At 68.2% G+C, this 24624-nt stretch carries 25 protein-coding genes; 12 read left to right on the forward strand and 13 right to left on the reverse strand.

Annotated features, from left to right (window positions below):
- Positions 1 to 25 precede the first annotated feature (25 nt).
- The 3 genes from VGP60_RS14065 to VGP60_RS14075 all read left to right on the forward strand — a co-directional run bounded on the left by VGP60_RS14065 (position 26) and on the right by VGP60_RS14075 (position 2626).
- On the forward strand, positions 26 to 1588 hold the full coding sequence (locus VGP60_RS14065; RefSeq protein WP_327548422.1) for an NAD(P)/FAD-dependent oxidoreductase: 1563 nt from the start codon (positions 26 to 28) through the stop codon (positions 1586 to 1588).
- Between the two features lie 181 nt (positions 1589 to 1769).
- The gene (locus tag VGP60_RS14070) at positions 1770 to 2234 is read left to right on the forward strand and encodes a cupin domain-containing protein (RefSeq protein ID WP_327548423.1); all 465 of its coding nucleotides are present in this window, start codon (positions 1770 to 1772) and stop codon (positions 2232 to 2234) included.
- Positions 2234 to 2626 (forward strand): nuclear transport factor 2 family protein, encoded by a 393-nt coding sequence (locus VGP60_RS14075; protein ID WP_327548424.1) that lies wholly within the window; start codon positions 2234 to 2236, stop codon positions 2624 to 2626. The genes VGP60_RS14070 and VGP60_RS14075 overlap by 1 nt, the downstream gene beginning before the upstream one ends.
- Before the next feature lie 129 nt (positions 2627 to 2755).
- On the opposite strand, the gene VGP60_RS14080 is transcribed toward VGP60_RS14075, so the two are convergent.
- Positions 2756 to 3232: a GNAT family N-acetyltransferase gene (locus VGP60_RS14080; protein WP_327548425.1), complete on the reverse strand. Its 477-nt coding sequence runs from the start codon at positions 3230 to 3232 to the stop codon at positions 2756 to 2758.
- Positions 3233 to 3316: 84 nt separating this feature from the next.
- On the opposite strand from VGP60_RS14080, the gene VGP60_RS14085 reads away from it, so the two are divergent.
- Positions 3317 to 4150: a DUF1963 domain-containing protein gene (locus tag VGP60_RS14085; RefSeq protein ID WP_327548426.1), complete on the forward strand. Its 834-nt coding sequence runs from the start codon at positions 3317 to 3319 to the stop codon at positions 4148 to 4150.
- Between the two features lie 83 nt (positions 4151 to 4233).
- Here the strand turns inward: VGP60_RS14085 and VGP60_RS14090 are convergent, their stop codons facing one another.
- A complete protein-coding gene (locus VGP60_RS14090) occupies positions 4234 to 4998 on the reverse strand; it encodes an SDR family oxidoreductase (protein WP_327548427.1) in 765 nt (254 codons plus the stop codon).
- 68 nt (positions 4999 to 5066) lie between these two features.
- Here VGP60_RS14090 and VGP60_RS14095 point away from each other — a divergent pair, with 68 nt between their 5' ends.
- Entirely contained in the window at positions 5067 to 5699 is a 633-nt protein-coding gene (locus VGP60_RS14095) for a helix-turn-helix domain-containing protein (protein WP_327548428.1), read from the forward strand.
- 100 nt (positions 5700 to 5799) lie between these two features.
- On the opposite strand, the gene VGP60_RS14100 is transcribed toward VGP60_RS14095, so the two are convergent.
- Positions 5800 to 6105 carry a hypothetical protein gene (locus tag VGP60_RS14100; protein WP_327548429.1) on the reverse strand — a complete coding sequence of 102 codons (306 nt, stop codon included), beginning with the start codon at positions 6103 to 6105 and terminating at the stop codon, positions 5800 to 5802.
- 551 nt (positions 6106 to 6656) lie between these two features.
- Between VGP60_RS14100 and VGP60_RS14105 the strand changes: the two genes are divergently transcribed.
- On the forward strand, positions 6657 to 8006 hold the full coding sequence (locus tag VGP60_RS14105; RefSeq protein WP_327548430.1) for a DUF2252 domain-containing protein: 1350 nt from the start codon (positions 6657 to 6659) through the stop codon (positions 8004 to 8006).
- 148 nt (positions 8007 to 8154) lie between these two features.
- Here the strand turns inward: VGP60_RS14105 and VGP60_RS14110 are convergent, their stop codons facing one another.
- The 3 genes from VGP60_RS14110 to VGP60_RS14120 form a co-directional block, all read right to left on the reverse strand.
- Positions 8155 to 9153: a hypothetical protein gene (locus tag VGP60_RS14110; protein ID WP_327548431.1), complete on the reverse strand. Its 999-nt coding sequence runs from the start codon at positions 9151 to 9153 to the stop codon at positions 8155 to 8157.
- A gap of 139 nt (positions 9154 to 9292) precedes the next feature.
- On the reverse strand, positions 9293 to 9754 hold the full coding sequence (locus tag VGP60_RS14115; RefSeq protein ID WP_327548432.1) for a VOC family protein: 462 nt from the start codon (positions 9752 to 9754) through the stop codon (positions 9293 to 9295).
- The gene (locus VGP60_RS14120) at positions 9751 to 10338 is read right to left on the reverse strand and encodes a DinB family protein (protein WP_327548433.1); all 588 of its coding nucleotides are present in this window, start codon (positions 10336 to 10338) and stop codon (positions 9751 to 9753) included. The genes VGP60_RS14115 and VGP60_RS14120 overlap by 4 nt, the downstream gene beginning before the upstream one ends.
- 61 nt (positions 10339 to 10399) lie before the next feature.
- Between VGP60_RS14120 and VGP60_RS14125 the strand changes: the two genes are divergently transcribed.
- Positions 10400 to 11398, forward strand: a complete 999-nt coding sequence (locus tag VGP60_RS14125; protein ID WP_327548434.1) for a YafY family protein — start codon at positions 10400 to 10402, stop codon at positions 11396 to 11398.
- 196 nt (positions 11399 to 11594) lie between these two features.
- On the opposite strand, the gene VGP60_RS14130 is transcribed toward VGP60_RS14125, so the two are convergent.
- The 3 genes from VGP60_RS14130 to VGP60_RS14140 form a co-directional block, all read right to left on the reverse strand.
- Positions 11595 to 12488 carry an aldo/keto reductase gene (locus tag VGP60_RS14130; protein WP_327548435.1) on the reverse strand — a complete coding sequence of 298 codons (894 nt, stop codon included), beginning with the start codon at positions 12486 to 12488 and terminating at the stop codon, positions 11595 to 11597.
- 112 nt (positions 12489 to 12600) lie between these two features.
- A complete protein-coding gene (locus tag VGP60_RS14135) occupies positions 12601 to 13227 on the reverse strand; it encodes a glyoxalase (RefSeq protein ID WP_327548436.1) in 627 nt (208 codons plus the stop codon).
- Between the two features lie 232 nt (positions 13228 to 13459).
- A complete protein-coding gene (locus VGP60_RS14140) occupies positions 13460 to 14371 on the reverse strand; it encodes an NADP-dependent oxidoreductase (protein ID WP_327548437.1) in 912 nt (303 codons plus the stop codon).
- A gap of 149 nt (positions 14372 to 14520) precedes the next feature.
- Between VGP60_RS14140 and VGP60_RS14145 the strand changes: the two genes are divergently transcribed.
- Positions 14521 to 15792: a helix-turn-helix transcriptional regulator gene (locus VGP60_RS14145; RefSeq protein WP_327548438.1), complete on the forward strand. Its 1272-nt coding sequence runs from the start codon at positions 14521 to 14523 to the stop codon at positions 15790 to 15792.
- Positions 15793 to 15814: 22 nt separating this feature from the next.
- Here the strand turns inward: VGP60_RS14145 and VGP60_RS14150 are convergent, their stop codons facing one another.
- Positions 15815 to 16792: a quinone oxidoreductase family protein gene (locus VGP60_RS14150; RefSeq protein WP_327548439.1), complete on the reverse strand. Its 978-nt coding sequence runs from the start codon at positions 16790 to 16792 to the stop codon at positions 15815 to 15817.
- Positions 16793 to 16877: 85 nt separating this feature from the next.
- Here VGP60_RS14150 and VGP60_RS14155 point away from each other — a divergent pair, with 85 nt between their 5' ends.
- Both VGP60_RS14155 and VGP60_RS14160 read left to right on the forward strand, forming a co-directional pair.
- Positions 16878 to 17465: a TetR/AcrR family transcriptional regulator gene (locus tag VGP60_RS14155; protein ID WP_327548440.1), complete on the forward strand. Its 588-nt coding sequence runs from the start codon at positions 16878 to 16880 to the stop codon at positions 17463 to 17465.
- 423 nt (positions 17466 to 17888) lie between these two features.
- Positions 17889 to 18185: a DUF4242 domain-containing protein gene (locus VGP60_RS14160; protein WP_327548441.1), complete on the forward strand. Its 297-nt coding sequence runs from the start codon at positions 17889 to 17891 to the stop codon at positions 18183 to 18185.
- 22 nt (positions 18186 to 18207) lie between these two features.
- On the opposite strand, the gene VGP60_RS14165 is transcribed toward VGP60_RS14160, so the two are convergent.
- Positions 18208 to 21120: an ATP-binding protein gene (locus VGP60_RS14165; RefSeq protein WP_327548442.1), complete on the reverse strand. Its 2913-nt coding sequence runs from the start codon at positions 21118 to 21120 to the stop codon at positions 18208 to 18210.
- 233 nt (positions 21121 to 21353) lie between these two features.
- On the opposite strand from VGP60_RS14165, the gene VGP60_RS14170 reads away from it, so the two are divergent.
- A complete protein-coding gene (locus tag VGP60_RS14170) occupies positions 21354 to 21830 on the forward strand; it encodes a hypothetical protein (protein ID WP_327548443.1) in 477 nt (158 codons plus the stop codon).
- Positions 21831 to 21923: 93 nt separating this feature from the next.
- On the opposite strand, the gene VGP60_RS14175 is transcribed toward VGP60_RS14170, so the two are convergent.
- On the reverse strand, positions 21924 to 23099 hold the full coding sequence (locus VGP60_RS14175; RefSeq protein WP_327548456.1) for a glycoside hydrolase family 18 protein: 1176 nt from the start codon (positions 23097 to 23099) through the stop codon (positions 21924 to 21926).
- Positions 23100 to 23413: 314 nt separating this feature from the next.
- Between VGP60_RS14175 and VGP60_RS14180 the strand changes: the two genes are divergently transcribed.
- Positions 23414 to 24187 (forward strand): alpha/beta hydrolase, encoded by a 774-nt coding sequence (locus VGP60_RS14180; RefSeq protein ID WP_327548444.1) that lies wholly within the window; start codon positions 23414 to 23416, stop codon positions 24185 to 24187.
- 1 nt (position 24188) lies between these two features.
- Here VGP60_RS14180 and VGP60_RS14185 read toward each other — a convergent pair whose 3' ends face one another.
- Complete coding sequence (locus VGP60_RS14185; protein ID WP_327548445.1) at positions 24189 to 24608, reverse strand: MarR family winged helix-turn-helix transcriptional regulator; 420 nt, start codon at positions 24606 to 24608, stop codon at positions 24189 to 24191.
- Positions 24609 to 24624: the final 16 nt, after the last annotated feature.

Here is a 24624-nt window from a genome sequence, read left to right on the forward strand (position 1 = left end):
GTGCGGCGATCCGAAGGAGACGACGGTGACTCTGGGTGGCGGCAACATGCTTCCCTCGCGGGAAGGCTCGCGGGAAGGACAGGCGAGGATCGCGATCATCGGAGCGGGTGTCGCCGGGCTCGCCACCGCGAAAGTGCTCTTGGCGGCCGGGCACGACGTCCAGGTCTTCGACAAGGCACCGAACGTCGGCGGAGTGTGGAGCCGCACGCGGCGCTATCCCGGGGTGACGACACAGAGCCCGAAGGCGCAGTACTCGCTCTCGGACTTCCCGATGCCCGAGGACTATCCGGAGTGGCCGACCGGGGCACAGGTCCAGGCCTACTTCGCCGCTTACGCCACGAAGTTCGGCGTCGACCGCGCCCTGCGGCTCGATACCGAGGTCACGGCAGCGCGTCAGACCGCGGACGGCTGGACGGTCGAAACCCACGGTGGCGCCGAGACCTTCGACCGGCTCGTCGTCGCCAACGGCGTCTTCTGCGAACCCGCCGTCCCGGCGTACCCGGGACTGGACGAGTTCACCGCGACCGGCGGACGGCTGTGCGCGGGCAGTGAGTTCCACGACGCCGAGCAGGCGCGCGAAAAACACGTGCTGGTGGTGGGTTACGGCAAGTCGGCCTGCGACGTGACCGTGGCGCTCAGCGGGATCGCCGCGAGCACCGACGTCATCGCCCGGCAGCTGCTGTGGAAGGTGCCGCGCAAGATCGGGGGCTTCCTCAACTTCAAGATGCTGCTGCTGACCCGGATGGGCGAGGCCCTCTTCCGCTACCTCCGGCTGCGCGGGGTCGAGAAGTTCCTGCACGGTCCCGGCAACGGCCTGCGCCGCAAGATGCTCAACTCGATCGGCTCGGTGTCGGTGCGGCAGTTCGGCCTCGACAAGCTCGGCCTGGTGCCTTCGGGACAGATGGAGGACATCGTCCGCGGCGCCATCGGCCTCGCGACCGAGGGGTTCTTCGAAGGCGTCGCGGACGGCAGTATCACCGTGCACCGCGACCAAACTGTTTCGCGGCTCTTCGCCGACAACGGCAAGCCGTTCGCCGAACTCGGCGACGGCACGAAACTGCCCGCAGACCTCGTCGTCTGCGCGACCGGCTTCACCCAAGGGGTTCCGTTCCTCGCCGACGACGTCCAGCAGCGGCTCTTCGACGAACGCGGGAACTTCATGCTCTACCGGCAGATCCTGCCGGTAGACGTGCCCGGCTTGTACTTCAACGGCTACAACTCGTCGTTCTTCAGCCCGTTGAACGCGGAGATGGCCGCGGTGTGGATCGCGGCCGACGTCGCCGGCGCGGTGCCCCTGCCCGACAGTGTGGCCATGCGGCAGGCCGTCGTCGACCAGCTGGCCTTCCTCGACACCGCCACCGACAAGCACCATTGCCGGGGCACGAAGATCATCCCGTTCTCCATGCACAACGTCGACGAGGTGCTCGGCGACCTCGACGTCAACATCAAGACGAGGATCCGGGCGTCGCACTGGCTCAACCCGGTCGACCCGGCGGCGTACCGGGACATCACTCCAACGGTCTTGCGGCGCCTCGCGCAGGACGTCCCCCAACCCGCCGCCGACCTCCGAACCTCCGACAACGTCTGACGAGGCCAAAGTGTGCCGTCGCTATGGAGCGAGCCCCGGCACTTCCGCTGGGCAGGTGGGCCCCGACCCGACCTGGGAGTCCCGCCGAGCGGGACTGGAGCTGGGTGGTCGTCCCCGGGCGTGGGTAATGTCCGGACAGGTCCACTTCGAAGACGGCCGAACGGCCGGTGAGGAGCCATACATGGAGACCAACCTGAGCCCGGTGATCGGCCCCGGAGCGGGCGAGAACACCGGCGCCATCGGACTCGGCATCCTGGTCAAGCTGACCGGAGCCGACACCGCCGGGGCCTATTCGCTGTTCGAGTACGTGGTTCCGCCCGGCACAGGCGGCCCGCCGACCCACACGCACAGCCGAGAGGACGAACTGTTCATCTGCGTGGCGGGCAAGGTCGCCGTCCAGCTCGACGGGACCGAGCACATCATCCCCGCCGGTTCGGTCATCCAGATGCCGCGCGGTGTCCCGCATATGTTCCACAACCCGTTCGACGAGGAGACCCGGGTCATCGCCGTCGTGTCGCCTCCCGGTCTGGAGAACTACTACCGGGAGCTCAGCCAGCTGCCACCGGGACCGCGTGACATGACGAAGGTCGCGGAGGTCATGACCCGCCACGGGCTTTCCTTGGCGCCGAAGCCGGCAGGCGACTGATGGTGGAGTCCACAGTGGAGCGGACCGAGCGCATGGTCCACACGATGTGCGCGGCGGCCGATGCCGGTGACGGGGAGACGTTCGCGTCGTTCTTCAGCGAGTCCGCGGTGTTCCGGTTCGGCAACAACGAACCGTTGACCGGCCGGGCGGCGATCGCCGAGTCCACGGCGGGCACCGTCTCGGCGATCCACCCCGCGCGGCATCACGTCGAACAGATCGCGCACGTCGGGTCGCAGCTGTTCTGCCGCTTCGTCATCGAGGTCACGAAGCCCGACGGCATCGAACTGCGGCTTCCGTGTGTCACCGTGATCGAGATGTCCGGTGCGCAGATCGTCGCCTACCAGGTGCACATGGACATCTCGCCCGCGCTCGTCACCGCGCCCGCGGTGTGAACTCCCCAAGGCCGGCGCGCCGCCAGACGAAGCGGGCGAGAGGCCGCGGCGCGGCTTGAACCGGCGATCGTGGACGTCGCCGTGGTCAGCCCCTCACTCCGGACAAACCGGAAACCCACGCCGGCTCCCTCATCTCCGGGCGTCCAGCACCAACGTCATAAAGGTGCTGTGGCGACTGGGGACATAATCGCCGAACGGTTCGCACGGCCTGAATCCCGCATTTGCGTACAGTGCCCGCGCGGGCGCGAACGACGCCACGGACCCGGTCTCAAGGCTCAGCCGCTCCAGGCCGCGATCGCGGGCGACCTCGATGAGATGGTCGACCAGCGCTCGCCCGATCCCGCGGCCCCGCGCCGCCGAAGCGGTGTGCATGGACTTCACCTCGGCGTGATGTTCGGTGAGCTGCTTCAGTGCTGCGATTCCGAGAAGTACCCCGTCGAGGCGGAAGCTGAAGAACGTGACGGCGGGGTCGAGGAGACCGTCCACGTCGAGGGCGTGGACATCCTCGGGAGGGCTCTGGGAGTCGGTGAACTCCAGGTGGCGCTCCAGCAATGTCCGGACGTCCGCCGCGCGTGGGTCGTCGATCGCGATCTTTTCATCAGGCACCGGTGAACCCTATGCGAGCCGGAAGCGTCGCCGAATCCCTGTGGGGGCACCGAAAGTGTCGTGCCCCTGCCCTATGGTTCCCCCGTGAATTCCCGAAATGTGAAGATCCTCGATCAGATCCGTGCCGAAGCGCTCGAGCGGGACATCGCGGCTGCCGACGTGGAGCGATGGATGGGGCTCGTCCGCCCGTGCGCACTCCTGACGGAGGGCGGGGATGGACCGGTCGTGGGCCGGTTCGGCGGACCCGTGCTGCTTCCCGCCGACGCCGAGGACCCCACTTACCCCCTTCTCGCCACCATCGACTGCGCGGCCCTTCCGGCGGACGTGACGGATCTTCCGCTGCCGTCCGGCGGCAAGCTGATGTTCTTCGGCTTTCCCGAAGAGGACGGCATGGGCGACGTGGTCTATGTACCGGCAGGCGCGGCAGTCGAGGAACGAGAGAAGTATCCGCCCCACTTTCCTGCCGATGAGGAGGAGTACGCCGGGGTTTACCGGGAGCTCCCGCAGGGCGAGCTGCGCCTGACGGCCGATATCTCCCTGCCCTTCGTCGGCACGGTCGAGCTTCCGGGGCCGCCGTGGTCCGAGCCGCTGCCCGGACATCCCCATTCCGAGGAACTGGCCGAGGTGTGGGCGGACCAGTGGGGTGGAGCGCCGCTGCTGATCGGTGGATACGGCACGGACTACAACGGCGGTGATCCTGTCGAAATGGCCGCCAGGGCCGCGATCCAGGCGGAGAAAGGGGGCTATCGGCCCGGCCCCGGCACGACGTCGTCCGACGCCGATGACTGGGTCCTGCTGGCCGAGTGCAACGTCAGCAGGCCGGGCGCGGGCGCGGCCATCTTCTGGGCGATCCAACGCGACGACCTGATCGCGCGACGTTTCCATCGCGCGCAGGTCGTCGTGGACTGGAATCCCTGAGGACGAGCGTGCGGCCCTCTGGATAGGGGGCCGCACGCTCGTGCCTACGAGGCGTTTTCGGGTAGAGGGTCGACAAGCTGCGTTCAGACGCGCGGGCCGAGGAACAGGCCACCGCTCGCGTCGATGACCTGACCGGTGATCCAGCGCGCGGCATCGGAGGCGAGAAACGCGACTATGTCGGCAATGTCGTCGGGCTCGCCCAGTCGATCGAGCGCCGTCGTGCCGGTGATGAAGTCGGCCAGGCCTGGCACTTCGAAGGCCGGTCCGTTGGTCGCGGTCCGGGTGGCGCCGGGAGCGACCGCGTTCACCGTGATTCCCCGGATCCCGAGCTCGTTGGCCAAGGTCCTGCTCATCGTCTCGACCGCGCCCTTCGTCATGGCGAAGGACGTCTGGGTGGGGTTGGCCATCCGGGTCGCCACGGACGAGATCGTGACGATGCGGCCACCGTCGCGGAGCAGGGGCAAGGCTCGCTGGATGATGAAGTACGGCGCTCGCACGTTCACCGCGAAGAGGTGGTCGAACTCCGTCCGGGTCGTGGTTCCGAGCGGACCGGCGGGCGTTGCCGCCGCGTTGTTGACCAGGATGTCGAGCGGCCGCCCGGCCAGGCCGGCCTCGACTCCCGCGAAGAGCGTCTCGACGTCGTTGTCCACGCCCAGCTTCGCCCCGACGGCGAGCGCGGTTCCGCCGGTACGTTCGATCTCGTCGACCGTCGCCGTCGCGCCGTCCTTGTCCGTGCCGAAGTGCACGATGACCACTGCCCCGTTCGCCGCCAGCCGGGTCGCGATCGCCTGCCCGATGCCGCGCGATGCTCCGGTCACGAGAGCCGTTCTGCCGGTCAGATCACTCATGTCAACCACCCCATGTTGTTAGTTGCTACCAATCTGGTAGTTACTATCACTGAGGTAGTGTCTATCACATGACCGAGCAGCACTCAACGTTGCGAGCGCACCGACGAGCCGAGACGCAGCGCGCGATTCAGGCGCACGCGGTACGGCTGTTCACCGAGCGCGGATACGACGCCACGACCGTGACCGACGTCGCCGAAGCCGCGGGCGTGTCGCCCATGACCGTCTATCGGCACTTCCCCACGAAAGAAGACCTCGTGCTCGTCGACCAGCGTGGCCGGCTCGTCGCGGAGCGGATCGCCGCGTCGTCCGCCGCTCAGCCACTGGTCCGCCGCATCGGCAGTGCGCTCATCGACGCGGCCACGACGCTGACCGGAGACGACCTGGCGGGCAAGCAGTTCCTGCTGGCCCGCCTCCGGCTCATGATCTCGACACCGGCCTTGCGGGCAAAGCATCTGGACAACAACTACGCCCTTCAGCAGGCCATCGTCGACGCCCTCGGGGACGACGCCGCCGATCCTGACACGGCGTTCGGTGCCCATGCGGCAGCCAGCGCCTGCCTGGCCGCGATGCACACGGCCTTGGTGCGCTGGGCCGAGGACGACGGACGGACCGAACTGCCCGGCCTGATCGCGAAAGCCCTCGCCGCGGCCTTCGGCGAGGGCATCGTCGACACCGGCCCGAACGGCGCGCCGGGGTCGTGAGTGTTATCGATGGGAAGGTCAAACGTGGCGTGCTGGGGAGCGAGCCCCGGCACTTTGGCGAGAAAGTGCTTCCCGGCGTTACGCCCGACGGGCTAGCCGGTCAGGCTGACTGTGGGTGGTGGGGTGCGAGGGCGTCGCGGGCCGCGTCGGTCAGACGAGCGGGGACCCGGTCCCCGACCCGCGCGGGGCGGGCCGAGCAGATCCAGCCGCCGCCGACGAGGTGGGTGACGGCGGTGTGGTCGCACCAGCCGCCATCGACGGACAGGTCGGGTTCGCAACCGGCGAGCAACTCTCCGCGTCCTTGGGCGACCGCGCAGAGGATCGCGTATTCCCGATGGTTCAGCGTTGCTGGATCCATGGTGATCACTTCTCCCGTCGTCGCCCGCAGCACACGAGCTGATGCCATGGCCAGGCTTCCCGTCAGTACCCCGGCAAAGGGTGAGGGAAGCGGGGGGACGCGGTCAGCTACCTCGATCCTGCGGCAACCCTGACACCGTTCACACGACCCACGGCGGCTTATGGTTCAGTCGAATTTCCACCGGCGCGGCAACACCGTTGGGCGTCGCACCCGGGCACGGCGAAAATCCGGCACCTGCTACGTCTTGCGACACGTGCAGGTGATCGGCGCTGACGCGGTCATCTCGTGGACAGCGAGCCGTCCGGTTGGTCGCCCTGGGGAACCCGCACCTGTCCGGTGGGGGCGCCGTTGATGTGGTGGTGCAGCGCTAGCCCCGGGATAGGAACAGGTGTGGGACGACCCGTCGGCGGTGACCAGGTGGATGGTCCGGTTGGCGAGGCGCAGGCTGACCTGCCTGTGTGTGTGGAGTACCCACGGAGGCCTCCTCGCTGCGCTGACACCGGCCACGTTATGTCGTGGCGTCCGGCGGCCGCGTTACGTGAACGTCGAGGCGCGCCGGCGCGACCTGTGGCACCGTGAGGGGTGATCTGGAGGTGTTGATGACAGGTGTTGTCGGACGGATTCACGAACTGGGCACCGAGCAGCGTCAGGCGCAGATCGTCGACGTGCTGGTGGAGGCGTTCGATGACCTCATGCGCGCGGACGCGGACGCGTTCCGGCGCAAGTTCCGCAAGATGGCCGCGGCGCCGTTCGCCTTCTACCGCGGCGCGGCGTGCCTGTTCTACGCGGACATGGCCGGTGAACACGATCCTTGGGCGAACGAGCAGACCAGCCGGGTGTGGATCCAGGGCGACCTGCACGCGGAGAACTTCGGCAGCTACATGGACTCGTCAGGGACGCTTGTCTTTGATGTCAACGATTTCGACGAGGCCTATCTCGGCTGTTTCACCTGGGACCTCAAGCGGCTGGTGGCCAGTGTCGCGTTGCTGGCGTGGAGCAAGGCCATCTCCGACAAGGACATCGTGACGCTGCTCGGCACCTATCTGCGGGCTTATGTGCGGCAAGTCCACGACTATGCCGAGCGCCCCGGTGACGAGCTGGTCCGGCTGCACCTGGACAGCACCGAGGGAGTGCTGCACGACGCGTTGCTGCGCGCCAGGCTGAAGACCCGGATCGACCTGCTGGACGAGGTGACCACAGTGGAGGACTACGACCGCCGGTTCCGGCACGGGCCCGGCGTGCGGGTGCTCGACGCCGCGGAGCACGAGATCGCGCGCCGGGCCTTCGAGTCCTATTTGGACACCATCCCGAAAGGGAAGCGGTTCGGCAGTATCACCTACCGGGTCAAGGATATCGTCGGCCGGACCGGGTTCGGAATCGGTTCGGCGGGACTGCCGGCGTACAACGTCCTGGTCGAGGGGCGCACCCAGGCGCTCGAGAACGACGTTGTCCTGTCGATGAAACAAGGCAACGTGGCCGCGCCCAGCCGGATCGTGGACGAGCAGCGTATCCGTGACTACTTCGTGCACGAAGGGCACCGCACCGCGGTGTCGCAACGCGCGCTGCAGGCGCACGCGGATCCTTGGCTCGGCCACACCGACATCGGCGGCATCGGCTTCGTGGTCGCCGAATTGTCGCCCTACACCAACGATCTGGACTGGTCGGAGCTGACCGAGCCGGCCGAAATGCAGCCGGTGCTGGCCTATTTGGGCCGTGCCACGGCGAAGATGCACTGCGTGTCGGACTCCGACTCCGAGCAGACCTTGGTCGGCTTCCAGAGTGAGGCGGCCATCGCCGGTGTGATCGGCGACGACGAAGACGAGTTCGTGCGCGTGCTGACCGAGTTCGGGATGGCCTATGCCGACCAGACCCGGGAGGATCACCGGTTGTTCGTGGACGCCTTCCGCGGTGGCCGGATCCCCGCCGTGCGGCCCGCGGATCCGGTATGACCCGGTCCGTGCGCCGACGCGGTGGACACCGACGACACCGGGAACCTACAAGTCGCAGGCGGTGAACATGAGGCAGACCAGTTCCCCGTTCTCGTCCCTGGCCTGACCGGTCTCGTCCGCGCGGACGTCGTCGAGCGGAACCGGCCGGTCATCGACGGAGGGGACCGGCTTTGTCGTCGACCTCGGGGACGGCGACGGGACGGACAATCGAGCCGTAGTACCCGATCGGGCCCTCGTTGACGCGCTGCGCGTACCCGATGAACGAGGAGCCGTCGCCGGCCAGTCCGATCGAAGCCAGGTTGCCGCGCTGATCCCGCCAGCCCAGCCGCTCGATCGGCGCGCCCCCGGTGTCCACGTGCACGCCCAGTTGACCGGCTCCATGCCAGTCCCCGTCCCAGCTGACGTAGGTCTGGAACCGCTGCCCCGGCTCGGCCGGTCGCTCCGCGCGCTCGACCAGGTCGCCTCGAAGCTGCGACCACCGCCCCTCGGCGGTACGGACGTGACCGAGGAAGGTGTCCATCTCCCGCGCGAAGGTAAGGGCCCCTTCACTTCCGTCCGTGCCGCGCCAGGTCAGCTCCCCGGGGATCGCCTCCCGGCCGTCGTCGATCCACAACCGCAGCCGGGGAGCCGGCTGCCAGTCCCACAGGTGTCCGTCCGAGTGGTAGGTGCGGTAGGTGAACGCCGATTTCTTGGCACCGTCGGTCAGCATGGCTCGTTCCGCGGCGTCGCGGTCCCAGACCGATTCCAGCAGCACGTCGTAGAGCCACAACATCGATCGGGCAGCCGCGGCGCTGCGTAGTTCGAGCGTGTTGTCCCCGGCCAGCCAGTCGCCCGGCACCACGAACGTCATCGTCTGCGGCAGGTCGCCACCGCCCGGGATCCGGAACCGCTCGATGACGACCTGCCCGTTGACCACGACGTCCAGTGGTGCGTACCCCACGGCCGATCCGTTCTTCGACACCAGCGCGCGGATCTTCAACGTCACCTCGTCGGCTTGGGCGTCGCCGGCGAACCGCACCCGCACACTGCCGCCCGCGCCGATGATCCAGTGGTTCCCGGCGTTGTCCGCCCCCTGCGCCTGAACGGAGGCGTTCGCCGTTCGAGGCGGGTCGGCCGAAAAGTCGATGAAGGTCGGACTCAGCGTCATGCGGCGTCATTGTTCCCCCAAGCGGCCAGCCACTTTTCGGCGGGTTTGGATGGCGGAACGGCTCAGTTCGGCGCACAGGACCTGACCTGCTGCGCTCCACTCGCCGAGTCCACTGAGGACTGATGGTGGCCGAGCCGCGTCAGTCCAAACAGAACTCGTTGCCCTCGGGGTCGGTCATGACGATGTAGCCGTTGCTCATCGGGGGAGCGGGCTCGTCGCGACGTACCCTCGCCGCTCCCAGTGCGAGAAGCCGCTCGCACTCGACCTCCAGCGCCGCCATCCGCTCGTCTCCCTGTAGTCCGGGGGCAGCCCGGACGTCGAGGTGGACGCGGTTCTTGGCGACCTTGTCCTCCGGCACCTGCTGGAAGAACAGCCGTGGGCCGTGTCCGTCCGGGTCCTCGACGGCCGAGCTCGAGTTGCGCTGCTCTTCCGGGACACCGACCCGGACGAGGAACTCGTCCCACGCGGCCAGCGGGTCGGCACCCTCGGGCAGGTCCACTCCCGGTGGGGCGGGGTGGACGTAGCCCAGGACATCGCGCCAGAAGGACGACAGGGTCCGCGGGTCGTGGGCGTCGAAGGTGACCTGGATGTGGCGGCTCATCGGGATGCTCCGTTCGTAGTGGTTTCAGTGTGCAGGTAGAGGTCGCGCAGCAGACAGACCTCGGACAGGTGGTGGATCAGCTCGCGGTGGATGTGCAGCACCAGATCGGCCATGGGCGCCTTGGGGTAGGGCTCCTTCGCGCCGACCGGGACCCGGAGCGCGGCATTGTCGAGGCCGCGCACTCCGGCCAGCCAGACGTCGAGCTGAGCCTCGAGCTGGTCGAGCGCGCCGGCCGCGCTCCCGGCGTATTCCCAGGTCTCGTACGACGCCGCCGGCGCGCCGAAATGCGCCGCGTTGCGCGCGCCGAGCACGCCGACGATGACGTGACCGAGTCGCCAGGCGATCGTGGTGAAGGCCGCTGGAACCGGCTCGGGGAAGGCATAGTCCATCGTGAAGTTCCCGGTGCCGGCCTGCACCGGCGCCGTCGAGCTGCCGCGCGGCCGCACACTCCAGGCGTCCGGCACCGGCGACCAGAAGTATTCGTCGTCGGTGAGGCCGTCGAGCCTGGCTCGGAGCTGATGGTTCCAGTGGAACTCCCACTGCTCGCGCAGGGGCCGGTTCCAGTCGAGTTCGTTTGCGTCCATGAGCTCACCTTGGCACTTCTAGCGGACAGGATCGGTCCGCTATCTCTGGCAAAGTGGATCCATGGACGTCGCGAGCGGTGAGGAGCGGGGCACGACGGAGCGGGTGCTCACCCTGCTCGGGCTGCTGCAGCAGCGCCAGGTCTGGACCGGCCCCGAGCTAGCCGACCGGCTCGGGGTCACGCCGCGCACGGTACGGCGTGATGTCGAGCGGCTGCGCACGCTCGGCTATCCGGTGCATGCCAGCCAGGGTGTCGGCGGCGGTTACCGGCTCGGCGCGGGGCAGGACCTGCCGCCGCTGCTTCTCGACGACGAGGAGGCGATCGCCACCGTGGTCTCCCTGCTCGCCGGCGCGAGTGGCGCGGTCGCCGGCGACGCCGCACTCCGGGCGCTGACCAAACTCGACCGGGTGCTGCCCACCCGGTTGCGCCACGAGGTGCGCGCGCTCTCCGGCTCGGTGGAGTCCTTCGGCGGAGGCCGAACGCCGGTCGATCCCGGGGCGCTCATGACGCTGGCCAGAGCCTGCCGCGACGAGGTCGAGGCCGGCTTCGACTATCTTCCCCCAGACTTCGTCCGGGAGGTGACCCCAGGAAGTGAGATACGGAGGCGGCGGGTCGAGCCTTACCGCTTGGTCGCCTCCGACCGGCGCTGGTACCTGCTTGCCTACGACCTCGATCGCGACGACTGGCGCAGCTTCCGCGTCGACCGGATGACCGAGGTGTCCGCACGGGCCTGGAAGTTTCGCCCGCGCGAGGCGCCCGACGCGGCGACTTACGTGCAGGAGAGTGTGGCGAGCCGGGTCTACCCGCACCAGGCGCGTTTCCTCGTGCACGCGTCGGCCGGCACAGTGCGCGCGCAGATTCCGGCGTCGGCGGCCGTCGTGCGAGAGCGGGGGAGTGAACTCTGCGAGGTGCTCAGCGGCGCCGGCAGCCTCGACTTCGTGCTCATGCACGTGCTCCTGCTGGGGCACGACTTCGAGGTACTCGACCCGCCGGAGCTCGGGGCGCGCTGTCGCGTGCTGGCGGAAAGACTGCTGTCGGCCGGAGCCGAGGGGAACGAGTGAATCAAGCCGGGCAGGTATCGAGCCCATTCCTCACGGTCCGGTCCGCGGCCACTGAGCGCGCACGCGCGGTCTGCTGAGTGGTCACGGATGTCGTCGAGTGTGGCCAGATCCCAGGGGACGACTGCGTTTCTGCCACCGCTCGCCGGCGTTTTGCCTTACGCGGCGCTCAACGCCGGTCTGTTCTTCGAGGCCGCCGTCACCTGCTGGGGATGGGTCCGGTGGCGGCGCTGACCTCATCCAGCCTGACTATGTCCTCGTCACGGAGCCGAATCGTCGAGGCGAGCACGTTGGCCAGCACGTGCTGAACGCTTGTCGAGCCCGGCAGCGGTACCACCGGGTGGTTTCGCCGCTCCGCTTGACTGTGCACCCACGCAAGTGCCACTTGCCCGGCGCTCACACCGTCGCCGGTGGCGATGTCGGCCAGCGTGCGGGCGACGTCCGGCGACGCCGGATCCGAAGTTCCGCCGAGGATGCCGTGCCCGAGCGGTGAGTGGGCGACGAGCGTGATGCCGAGCTCCACGACGGTGGGCAGCATTGTCGTCTCGACGTCTCGGGAGGCCAATGACCACTGCTCCTGGACGGCGAGGATGGGGTGCACCGCGTGGGCGCGGCGGACGTCTTCGGCCGTGACGTTGGACAGCCCGATGGCGCGGATCTTGCCGCTGTCGACCAGTTCGGCCATCGCGGTGATCGTTTCCTCGATCGGGGTGTCCTCGCTGCGGTGGTGGAGGTAGTACAGGTCGATCGTCTCGATGTTGAGGCGGCTCAGGCTGGCCTCGCAGGAGGCGACGACCGAGGCGGGGTCGGCGTGGACGCTCCAGTCGTCGGATTGCGCGCCCCACACCACCCCGAACTTGGTGCACAAGGTGACTTCGTGTCGCCGTCCCGCGATGGTGCGGCCCACCAGATCCTCGTTGCCGTACAGCTCGGCTGTGTCCAGCAGGGTGATGCCGGCGTCGAGGGCCGCATGCACGACGGCGACCGGGTCGCGGTCCGCGTCCGGCGTGCCGCCGTCGGCGTCACGCAGGCGCATCAGGCCCAGGCCTTGACGAGGCGGTTTGTCCTTGGTCCACAGTGGGGCGTCGGTCATAGCGGCAGAGCCTAAAACCTCGACCTGAGGCGAGGTCAAGCCCGGTCATCAGATGCGGCGGCACCTCGGCCTTTCGGGCGGCGTCGACGAGATTCCGTGTCATGGGGACACCTCAGGGCGTGGGCGCCAGCGAGATGGCCTCCCAGGCGAACCCGTCGGGGTCGGTGAAGGGGCCGGTGTCGCCGCCGATGATGAGCCGGTGTGATCCGGTGCCGTCGGGGGAGACACCGGCATCCTTGGCCAGGGCACGGCGCCGGTACAGCGCCAGCTTGACGGGGCTCGACTCGCTCGCGAACTCGACGTACATGCGGCCGAAGCTCTTCGCCACGGCAAGGCCGCGGTCGGTGTAGAACCGCTTGCTCGCGGCCACATCCGTGACTCCCAGCAGGAGCACGATGTCGTCGATCTGCCGGGTGGCGGGGCCGGTGTCCTTCTTCGCCGAGGTGGCGACCTTCCAGATCGTGCCGTCCGGGGCTCGGACGACACCGCCGTAGCCCCACATCGACTTCGCGGCGGGTTTCAGTGATGTGGCGCCGGCATCGAGGGCGGCGTCGATGAGGCTGTTGACGGTGGCGGGCTGGGACACGGTGAGTGACAGCGTGAACCCGCGGAAGCCGGTCGTGGGTGCCTCCGAGGCCCGCAGGCGTAGCTGGGTATCCAGGCCGAAGGCGGTGGTGTAGAAGCGGTGGGCGGTGGTGGGGTCGGTCACGTCGAGGGTGACGGATTCGATGAATGCCATGGCCATCACGCTAGGTGCGGCTCGGCGACCGGCGCTTCTCGATTCCTGACCGGTCTTGGCACCTGCCTCCCGGCTGGACTTCGCCCGGTGGCGGGAACTCGCCGGCCCTTATTTCGCGAGCCCGGCTCAGGCCGAGCACGTTCAGGACGTGCTCGGGCACTGAGCCGCCGGACGGCACGACCGGGCCCGGGGTGAGCGGTCAGGCCGCTCACCCCGCGTCCTCGGCCGTGTCCTAGACGGACAGCGTGATCTTGCCGCCGCTGTGGCCGGTGGCGCTTTCCCGCTGGGCGTCGGCGGCGTCGGCGAGTGCGTAGTCCTTGCCCAGCACCACGTGCACCTTGCCGTCGGCCGCCAGCGCGGCGATCTCCTCGAGGGCCGCCAGTCGCTCCTCTTCCCCGGCACCGGTGGTGAAGGTGACGCCCAGTTCGAACGCCGCCGCGTCGGCGATGGTGACCACCCGAGCCTTGTCGCCGACGAGCTCCACGGACTCCGGCAGGACGCCGTAACCCGCCGCGTCGAGCACCTTGCCCACCGGCTCGGGCGCGGCTTCCCGGACCCGGTCGGCCCAGCCGTCGCCGTAGAGCACCGGGATCGCGCCCAGCGACTTCAGATCGTCCTGTGCCCGGCGGCCGCCGACGCCGATGACGGTCGCGCCGAGCGCCAGCGCGAGCTGGGTCGCGACCCGCCCGACGGCGCCGCTCGCGCCGTGGATCAGCAGGACGTCGCCGTCGCCGACCTCCAGCAGCCGCAGCGCCCGCAGCGCGGTCTCCCCGGAGACCGGCAGCGCCGCCGCCTCCCGCCAGGACACCGACTCCGGCTTGAGAGTGATCAAGCCGGCCGACGCCAGGGCGTATTCGGTGTACGCGCCGCCTTCGGTCCAGCCGAAGACCTCGTCGCCGACCGCGAACCGCGCGCCTTCGCCGACGGCGTCGACAACGCCCGCCGCCTCGACCCCCGGGATATTGGTGCCTTCGAGCGCCGCGCCCTGTGCCATGGCGCCGGAGCGGATCTTCCAGTCGATCGGGTTGACGCCGACGACCCGCACCGCGATCCGGACCTGCCCCGGGCCGGGCTCGGGCTTGGAGATCTCTTCCAGGCGCAGGACGTCCGCGTCGCCGTACTGGGTGTAGACGATGGCTCGCATGATGCTTCTTCTCCTCGGTCGTGACGGTCGGTGGTGAACGTCTTTGTCCAGCAAAGTCCACTGACGCGCCCGCCGAACCACTCGGACGAGCAGTGTTCACTAGCCGGACGAGCAGTGGCCCCTCAGCCGATCGGCCTACGCTGGTGGTCATGGATGAGTCGTGGTCCGACGCGCTGCACGTGCTCGACGTCGTCGACAGGGTGTTGAACGCGCCCGTGCCGGACCTGCTGCCCCGTTTCGCCCGTGAGATCAGCGGCGTGCTGCCGCATCACGCCGCGGTCATGCAGACGGGTGACTGCCCGCGGACCCCGGTCAAGTTCAGCGGCGACAAGACGGTCACGGACCTGATCACCAGCACCGAGCTCCAGCATCTGGACGCGGCCGGTGAACCCGGCCGGGCCGTTGTGGTCGACGGCGTCCTGGCCGGCGCGCGGCGGTCGCTGGTCCTGGTCACTTCGGCCCCCGCCGTCGGCAACAGGGCGATGGCCGTGCTGGTGCCGTCCGGTCAGCCCGGTGAAGAGGCGTTGGCCGTCGTGGAGCGGTTGTGGAACATCGTCAGCGTCGAGGCAAGACAGCGCGCCGTCGATCCCGCCCCGGACCTGCTCGCCGGTACGCTCGCCGCGGCCACGGCGCGGGCGCGGGCGATCACCGACCTCGGCCTGACCCAGGCGACGACGCTGGTCGCGCTGCTCGGCGTCCTGCGTTCACGGTCGCTGACCGACCAGGTCGCCCGGCGGACCGCGACGGATTTGGCCGCGACCGCGCTGCTCGACCTGCGCGCTGTCGCCGACCGCGACCAAGTGCTCTCCGCCGAGTTCGCATCGACCGCCTTCGCCGAGCTCATCGAACGGCTCGGTCCGCTGGCCCGGCACATCGACGTCGCGCTGGACCTGGCCGGTCCGGCGGAGGACCGTTCGCTGGCGCAGGCCATCGCGCACACCGCGCGCACGGTCACCACCGGGCTCGTGCTCGCCGCGCTCGCTCGGCCGGGTACCCGGCGGGTCCGTGCGTCGTGGACGCTGAACGGTCCGTCGTTGCGGATCACCGTTCGCGACGACGCTCCCGAAACCGACGGCGTCACCCCGGCGCCGGGGCTGTCGGAGCGGATCGCTCCGCTCGGCGGGCAGTGGGAGGTCGATGCCGTGCCCGGCTGGGGCACCACGATCACCGCGGTGCTACCGCTGGAGATCACCGAACCGCTGACGGTGCGCCCGCTCGACCGGCTCAACTCCCGCGAGCTCGAGGTTCTCGAAGGCATCTCGCGTGGCCAGCGCAACCGCCAGATCGCCGAGCAGCTCCAGTTGAGCGAGCACACGGTCAAGTTCCACGTGCGCAACCTGCTGGAGAAGCTGGAAGTCAGCTCGCGGGGTGAAGCCGCCGCGCTGGCCAGGGATCTCCGGCTGGCGCCCGTCGTCGCCTGAGCTCCTTGAATACCGAAAGTCCTTACGGCTGCAGGAGAACGCGGCCCAAGACGGACCGGTCGTCGAGCAGCCGGTGTGCCTCGGCGGCTTCGTCGAGCGACACGGTGGCGTGCACGGCCGAGGTCAGCTTGCCTGCCGCGAACAGTTCGGCGAGCTCGTCCATTTCCGCGCGCGCCTGCTCGGGCCGGGTCATCCGCCAGGCGGTGAGGTTGAACCCGGCGAGGGACTTCAGGCCGAAGATACTCGTGACGGGCACGCTGACGAGCTCGCCGGTGGCCGCGCCGTAGATCACGATGCGGCCATACGGGGCCAGTACTTCGAAGCTGCGCAGGAGGATGTCGCCACCGACGGCGTCGAGCACGACGTCGACGCCTTTCGGTGCGACCTTGCGGATCTGGTCGGTCCAGTCCTCGTCGGTGTAGTTGATGCCGTGGTCCGCGCCGTACTTGCCCGCGAACTCGAGCTTGGCCTCGGAGCTGGCCGTGGCGATGACCGTGCCCGCACCGGCGAGCTTCGCCAGCTGCACGGCGAGGTGCCCGATGCCGCCGGCGGCCGAGTGGACCAGCACTGTCTCGCCCTCGATGAGGTTGCCGGTACGCAGGGTCCGCAGCGCGACCGGGGCGCCCATGGGCAGCATGGTGGCCGAGCCGACGTCGAGCCCGTCGGGCACCGTCGCGAGCCACTGTGCGTCGGTGAGTACGAAGTCCGCGTACGCGTCCTCCGCCGCCAGCGCCGCGACGCGCTGGCCGATTTGGCGGGAGTCGACGCCCTCGCCGAGGGCTTCGATCGTGCCGACGACGTCACCGGTGGGCTTGCCGGGCAGCGGCCGGTTGAAGATCACGCCGCTCTCCGGGCCACGCCGGTATTTGGTGTCGACGAAGTTGGCGGCGATCGCCTCGGCCTTGATGAGCACCTGACCGGGTCCCGGCGTCGGGACCTCTGCCTTTTCGACCTGGAGTACTTCCGGGCCGCCGTACTCGTAATAGCGGACGCGACGCATAGGGATCCCCTCTCAACAGCTAAACTGGACTGACGGTCAATATAACGCTTACTGGACCGCCGGTCCAGTAAATCTTGGAGGGAAAATGGCCCGTCGCGAACGCGCCGACGCGCAGCGCAACCGGCGCGCGATCCTGCAGGCGACCGAGGAACTGCTGACCAGGCACCGCCCGGAGCAGATCTCGATGGAGCTGGTGGCCGCCGAAGCCGGCGTGGGCAAGGGCACGGTGTTCCACCGCTTCGGCAGCCGCATGGGCCTCATGCTGGCACTGGTCGAGGACCGAGCGCTCGCCTTGCGCGAGGCTGTCACGTCCGGTCCGCCGCCACTGGGCCCCGGCGCCGAGCCGCGCGAGCGGCTGTTGGCGTTCCTGGACGGCGTCGTCGACGTGGTCGCCCGCAACAAGGGCCTGCTGGCCGCGCTGGGCCACGCGGTGACCACCACGCAGAAGCCCGAACCGGACTCACGCAGCGCTCATCCGGTCTACTCCTTCTGGCACGGGCACATCACCGAGCTGCTCGCGGCACAGCGCCCCGATCTGGATACCGAGCTGGTGGCCCATATCTTGTTGTCGACGTTGAGCAGTGACCCGATCCTGCGGATGCTGGAACGCGGCGAGGGCGACCGCCTCGCCAAGTCGTTCCGGACCATCGTCACCACGCTGGTGGACGCCTAGCGCCAGGCGGTTCAGACCTTGAGTTCCGGTGGGAAAGCGCCGAGCTGCTTGACGAGGTAGAGGAGCGTGGCGCCCCCAGTGATCGGTGATCTTGCCGTCGGTGACGCGGATGACGTCGACGGTGTAGAAGCTGATTTTCCGCCCGGTGGGGCGATGCCGAAGATGTCACCCTGGTGGGTGCCGTGGTAGTGCTTGTAGGTGGTGACGAGCCCGCCGTCGGCCGACTGCCAGTGGATTTCGGGGCGAAGTCGGGGAAAGCCGCGCCGCCCGTGCCACGGCCGCGCACCTGAGCAACAACCTCGCCCAGACTATGGCGAGGCTTCCGGCGGAATAGGCGTCAATTCCACGGGCAACGCTGTCCGGGTTTATTTCTCGGTGATGCGGTGCGCTCGACTATCGCGGTGGCCGAGCGTAGGTTGAACGGTGATTTCCGACGAGAAGGGCATATCGATGCCTGTTTTCTTGATCGAACGACGTTACGCGGCTCAATTCGAGGCCAGCGCGGAACGTGCCGGTCAGATAAACCTGATCAACGACGACGAGGGCGTGCGCTGGCTGTATTCGTTCCTGTCCAAAGACAAACGTAAGAGCTACTGCCTCTATGACGCTCCGTCGGAGGAAGCCGTCCGGAATGCCGCCCGGCGGGCAGGGTTGCCCGCGGACGTGATTGTCGAGGTGGCCGACAGAGTCTCACCGGATGGGGCCCTGAGTCCACTGTAGCCCGACTTGCCGGTGAAGTACGTTAGGTGAGCAGCCCTCGTGTTGCGGCGTAGATGGCTGCCTGGGTGCGATTGGCCGAGCCGGTCTTCCCCCGGATGCTCCGGATATGGTTGGCTGCGGTGTTTTCACTGATCACGAGCCGGTCCGCGATTTGCCGGTTGCCCAGTCCTTCGGCGAGCAAAGTGAGTACTTCGATCTCCCGGACGGTCAGGCCGTCCGGTCGCCGTGAACGCGAGGAGCCGGCCGGCGGTTTGAGCATACGCAGGACCCGCGAAAGGTTGAGACTCTCGGCGAGCGAACGTGCCCGCGCCGTCACCTCTTCCGTCGACGCCGAGGCTCCGTGACGCCGTAAATGCGCGGCGTGTGCTGCCAATGTCTGTGCCTGGTGCACTGGTGATTCGCTCCGTACGTCCATTTCCAGCGCGCAGGTGAACAATTCCTCCGGCGAACCTCGGCCGAGCAGCGAATCGATCGAGCCGAGGTAGTGATCGGCGCTTCCGAAGAGAGCGTTGAATTCCCCCGCGACCAGATTGTGCCCCGCGAAGTCGGCCATGAGCGGCCGGAGCTGGTGTGCCACGGTCTCGTCCCGCAAGAACAACGCCGCCTCGACCATGAAGGCGAGGACCCCTGGCCACTGCGAGGTGTTGTGGTACTTGGACAGATCGTTGTCCAGCAGCCAGCGCAGCAGCCGCGCCGCCGGCCCGCCGAGTTCCAGCTCGGTGTAGAGCGCGAGGAGACCAGGCGGCCAGTGCTCGGCCGGGTCTTCGTCGCCGGTGATCAAGGGACGGATTTGTTCGAGGGCACCGGTTTCCCGCCGGATCATGTACATCTGCAGGCCGTTGGATCCCGCGGTGTCGTCATTTCCGAAGGATTCGCCCAGTTCACGCAGGAAGGCGCAGGTACGTTCCGCGGCGTCGAACTCACCCGCGAGGAAGTGCTGGCAATAGCGCACACAACCGGACAGATATTCGAAATGTCCTTGCCCCGTCGCGTTCGCCGCGCGTAGGAGGTCGGCCTTGGCCGCGTTCAAGTAGCGCGGTTCACCCAAGAGGTAGGCGTCGAGTCCCCGGAACATCGCCGCCGGTCCGAGGTCGTACAGACTGTGGGTTCGCTTCGCGAGGTCGCAGAGTTCAGTGGCGCGGTCGAACCTGATACGGGGTTGATGTAACGGTTTTCGAAGTGCTGTCACGCTGGACTGGAGCGCGGCCGCGAGCAGGCCGTCGTCGCCGAGGGCACGGGCGAACTCCACGGCCCGGTCCGTCACCGAGTCGGCCTCCTCGACGTGCCCGGAGTACGAGAGTGCTCGTCCGAGGCTGGCGAGGGCACGGACGTAGGTGGGGTCCGCGGGATCGGCGTCGATCGAACGGAGTCCTGCCGTGAGTAGCTCGACTGCCCGGTGTCCGGGGAGACCATCCCGGAAACAGGCACTCTCGTAGCCGATCGCGGCGCGAACCTTGGTGCCGGGATTCCCTGTGGTGGTCACGAGTTCGTCGATCTCACGAGCCCGAACGAAGTCCGCGCCGAGGAAATAACTGCGAGCGGCCGTCAGCCGCAGTTCGTCACGCTGGGCGGGATCCTCGGCGAGGGCCGAGGCGCGGTCGAACAACGCGGCGGCGTCCGCATGCGCGAGAATCCGATCGGCGAGCCGACCGGATTCGCTCAAGTACCGTACTGCCTTCTCGGCGAGGCCCAAGGCTTGAGCGGCCGTGTAGTGGTGCGCGAGCCGCTGCACGCGACGGTCGATCGCGGGAAACCGGCGTTCGATCACGTCGGCCACCCGTGCGTGGGCGAGGATGAGCCGCGACGGCGGGGTCAGATCGAGTACGGCTTGCCGGGCGAGTGCATGCGGGAACCGGAATGCTTCGGCCGCACCGGCCGGACGTTCGATCAGGCCGAGGGCGACCGCGTCGTCGAGTGCGGCGAGCACCGCGCCAGTGCCGCAGTCGGGTGCGGCGAGCAGGATCGCCACTTCGAAGGTGTCGCCGATGACCGCGGCCAGTTCGAGTACCTCGCGATGCTCCGCCGTGAGCCGGTCCAGCCGGAGCCGGAAAGCGTCCCGGACCGACTCCGGCGCCACGACGTTGCCGGCGTCGATCGCCGCCAAGCCGCCCCGCAAGGACAGGTCGCGCCACAGTTCGCGCAGGAAGAACGGATTGCCGCCGCTTTGTTCGCGGAGGATCGTGGCAGGCCGTCGCGCTCGCCGCGTCGGCACGCCGGCTTCGCGGACCAGATAGGTCGTGATGTCATCGACGTCCAAGGGCGCGAGATCCAGGCGTCGTACCCCGCCGAGCCGGTGGAGCTGCGTGATCGCCTGGGTCAGCGGCGCGGCCCGTTCGGGGGCGGTCGTGCGATGGGTGGCCAGCAGCAGCACCCGGCAGTCGGAGGTGCGTTCCACCAGGTAGGTCAGCAACTGCAGGGCAGGGTCACCGGCCCAATGCAGATCTTCCAGTGCCAGCACGAGGGGACTTTCCGCCGCGACAGCGCGCAAAGCGTCAACGGCGGCGTCGTACAGGTCACGGTGATGCTCCGGTTGCCCGCCCAGGCCCCAGTCCCCTTCACGCCGGCCTGCCAGCGCCATCAGTCGCCGGGAGATCGGGCGATCACCGGCTTCGCCCGGTATCTCGTCGCGAACGAGGGCGGGGAGAATCGTCTCGATGGGCTCGGCGAACGGCTGATAGGGGAGACCCAGTTCGGCTATGCAGCCGCCGACCAGCACGGTGGTGTCCTGCCGGTACAACGCTGTGGCCACTTCGGCGAGCAGCCGCGACTTACCTGCCCCGGGTTCCCCGCCGATGAACACCACCTGGCGAGAACCGTCGGTCACCGCTGACCACACGTCCTCGAGTGCGGAAAGTTCACGGCCCCGGCCCACGAAGGTCGGCCGCGCTGCCCCTGCCCAGCTCGGCGGCAATGGTGGGCGAACCCAGCTGACCACCCCTTCGATATTACTCGGGGTGAATATGACTGGATAGGTATTTCGGTATTCACCGCGGCTACCTCAGGTAGTCGACGGTGTACCGCCCGACGCGTAATCGGTGTGTATGACCAGATTTGACTATGCGACGCCATCGGCGAAGTCGGCCATTTCCGGTCAGGTGCCCGGACTTCCTGGCCCATAGGGTTTCGTAACGCGATCAACGTGCTTTGGGGCCGAGAGGGGATTCTGCTATGTCAGCTTTCACCGAGGTTACCGCGCAACCCGGTAAGGATCCTCGCGGCGATCTTTTGCTCTGGATCAGAGCCAAGCGTGCGAAGGTCGAGATCTACCTCGCCGGCGCGGCGGCACGTCGTCGCAGGCTGCTGAACCTGACCATCATCGCGGGCACTTTCGCCGCCGCCCTCACCGCGGCGCCGGCATTCGGGGGCAAGCCACTGGCGGACTGGCTCACCACGACCTTGGGGCTTTCCGCCCCGTCGTGGCGGCTGCTGTGCGCATTGGCCGCCGTATGCTCGATCGCCGCCACCATTGCCACGCAATTGTTGAAGTCGCACAACGTCGAAGAACACCTTGCCCGGGCCCAGGATCTCCAGGCGCGCCTGGAAGTGGTCGACGTCGGCGTGATGTCCGGGAAGCTCGACTATTCCCGCGCGGCGGACGAATACGAGGCCTGCATCAAGGCGGCCTCCTTTATCCAGGAGCGCTGATACGAAGCCGAGTAGTCCTTTGTGGACCTGTCCGTTGGCGGGGAAGAAGCGGGCCCCGGGTTCAGCACCCGGGGCCCGCTTCTCCGTGCTGGCTCAGCGGCGGGAGATGGCCGTGAGCAGTTCGGCGTTCGCGGTGTCACCCGAGAGTTCCCACGCGAAGACCCCACCGAGTCCCTGCGACTTCGCGTATCCGGCTTTGGCCGAGGCGGTGGCGGGGGTGTCGTAGCTCCACCACTGTGAGCCGCACTTGGCGTACGCGGTTCCGGCGATGAGGCCGTTCGACGGGCAGGTGTCCTTCAGGACCTTGTAGTCCTCGACACCGGCTTCGTAGGTGCCCGGCGCCGGTCCGGTGGCGGTGCCACCGGGCTGCTTGCGGGTGACGCCTTCCCAGCCGCGGCCGTAGAAACCCAGCCCCAGCAACAGTTTCTCCGAGGGCACGCCCGCGCGGCGCAGCTTCTGGATGGCGGCGTCCGAATGGAACCCCGCGGTGGGGATACCGGCGTAGGGCCGCAGCGGCGAGTGCGGCGCGGTGGGACCGGTGGGGCTGGCGCCGGCGACGAAGTAGTCGTAGGTCATCACGTTGTACCAGTCGTGGTACCTGCTCGCCGCGGCGTAGTCGGTGGCGTCGATCTTGCCGCCGCGGGTGCCGTCGGCGGTGATCGCGGCGGTCACCAGCTGTGAACGGCCGAACTTCGCGCGCAGTGCCTTGGACACCTTGGTGAAGGCGTCCGGGCCGCTGGTGTCGCAGACCAGTCCGCAGGCGTTGGGGTACTCCCAGTCGATGTCGATACCGTCGAACACCCCGGCCCAGCGGGGATCGTTGACCAGGTTGTAGCAGGACTCCGCGAACGCGGCCGGGTTCTTCGCCGCCTCGGTGAACCCGCTCGACCAGGTCCAGCCGCCGAAGGACCAGAGGACCTTCAGACCGGGATGCAGCTTCTTCAGCTGCAGCAGCTGGTTGAAGCTGCCGTGGAGGGAGCCGGGTTCGGTGCTGTCGGCGACGCCGCTGACGCTGTTCGCGGCGTCGTAAGGCATGTCGTGGTCGGCCCACGGATCGCCGACGGTGCACTTGCCGTCGGCGACGTTGCCGAACGCGTAGTTGATGTGGGTCAGCTTGGCCGCGGACCCCGACGTCTCGATGTTCTTGACGTGGTAGTTGCGGGCGTAGACGTCCCAGTCGGCGAAGTAGGCCATCACCTTGCCCTGGGAATGGCCTGTCGTCTGGGCGGGGGACGGGGTGGCGGTGGCCGCCGGTGGCGAGAACAACACGAGCGACAGCGCCAAGACGGTACCCAAGGCGGGTAAGCGTTTCACGGTTTTCCCTTCGGGATCACGGGGAAGAGAGATTGGCGAACCCTAACAGGTCCAGACCATTCTTCTGGCCCGAAATCCGTTCAGGGCACCGGAAATATCCCGATCGGACATGTTGTCCATTCACCTTGAACAAGGGGTTCCTGTTTGGGATTGCCGAGTTGGCGGCATCGGACCTTCGCCATCTGTCGACAGATGGCGGTAGTTGCGGTCACGCCGCGTCCGTTGCCTATGCTTGCGGCGGTCCTGTTCCACTTGTGATTGAGAGCGCCATGCAGCACGCGACCGCCGCCGACGGTTGTCGAATCGCCTATCAGGACCACGGCACGGGCACCCCGGTGCTCCTGCTCGCCGGACAAGCGAACAACCACCACTGGTGGGACGTCGTGCGCGAGGACTTCGACGCCGTGCACCGCACGATCGTCCTGGACTACCGCGGCACCGGGCAGAGCGACAAGCCCGACGAGCCGTACAGCACCGCCGGATTCGCCGAAGACGCGATCGCGGTACTCGACGATCTGGGGATCGAGCGTGCCGATGTCTACGGCACCTCGATGGGAGGCCGGGTCGCGCAACGGCTCGCCGCAAGTCATCCCGGCCGCGTGCGGAACCTGGTGCTGGGCTGCGCCGCGCCGGGTGGGCCGCACAGCGTCGAACGGGACGCGTCGATCCGGCGGGCGCTGGCCAACGCCACCCCGGCCGGGGCGCGGGAAATCCTGCTGGACCTCATGTACACGCCGTCGTGGCTGGTTTCGCATCACGGCCCGTACGCGACTCTCGGCGACGCGGACATGCCCGACTACGCCAAGCGGCGGCACCTCGTCGCCAGTCATCGGCACAACGCCTGGGACGTCCTCCCGGACATCACCGCGCCGACGCTGGTAGTCCACGGCACCGACGACACGTTCAACCCCGCGGCCAACGCCCCGGTGCTCGCCGCCCGTATCCCGGATGCCCGCCTGCACCTCATCGAAGGCGCCCGGCACGCCTACTTCGAGGAATTCCGTGCTGTGGCAAGCCCTTTGGTGCTCGATTTCCTCGCTTGATTCATGCGTCCTTGCCGGCCTCGACGCGCTGAAGCAGGTCGAGCAGGGTCGTGCGGTCGGCGGGGGAAAGCGCGGAGTAGCACGCGGCCAGGACTTCGTCGGCGATCCGGTGTCCGGCTTTCAGGACCTGTTCGCCGGTTTCGGTGAGGTAGTGCTCGATGCGCCTGCCGTTGCCGGGCCTGCGTTCGATCAGGCCTTGAGCGGCGCATCGGCCGGCGAGCGTTCCGAACGCCTGCTCGCTCTGGAACGTCGCGGCGGCCAGTTCGCGGGCTGATGCCCCGGGTGAGCGGCTGATCGCGCGGAGGGCGTCCCACTGCGCGAGTGTCGTGCCCACGCTCGTGAGCCGGCTGTCCAGCGCGCGGTGCTGGTGGTACTGGGCTTGCTTGACCGCTCTTCCGAGGACCTGCAGTTCGTCGGGCACGGACTCAGTCTAGACC

It is taken from the genome of Amycolatopsis sp., from assembly GCF_036008905.1.
GTDB lineage: Bacteria > Actinomycetota > Actinomycetes > Mycobacteriales > Pseudonocardiaceae > Amycolatopsis.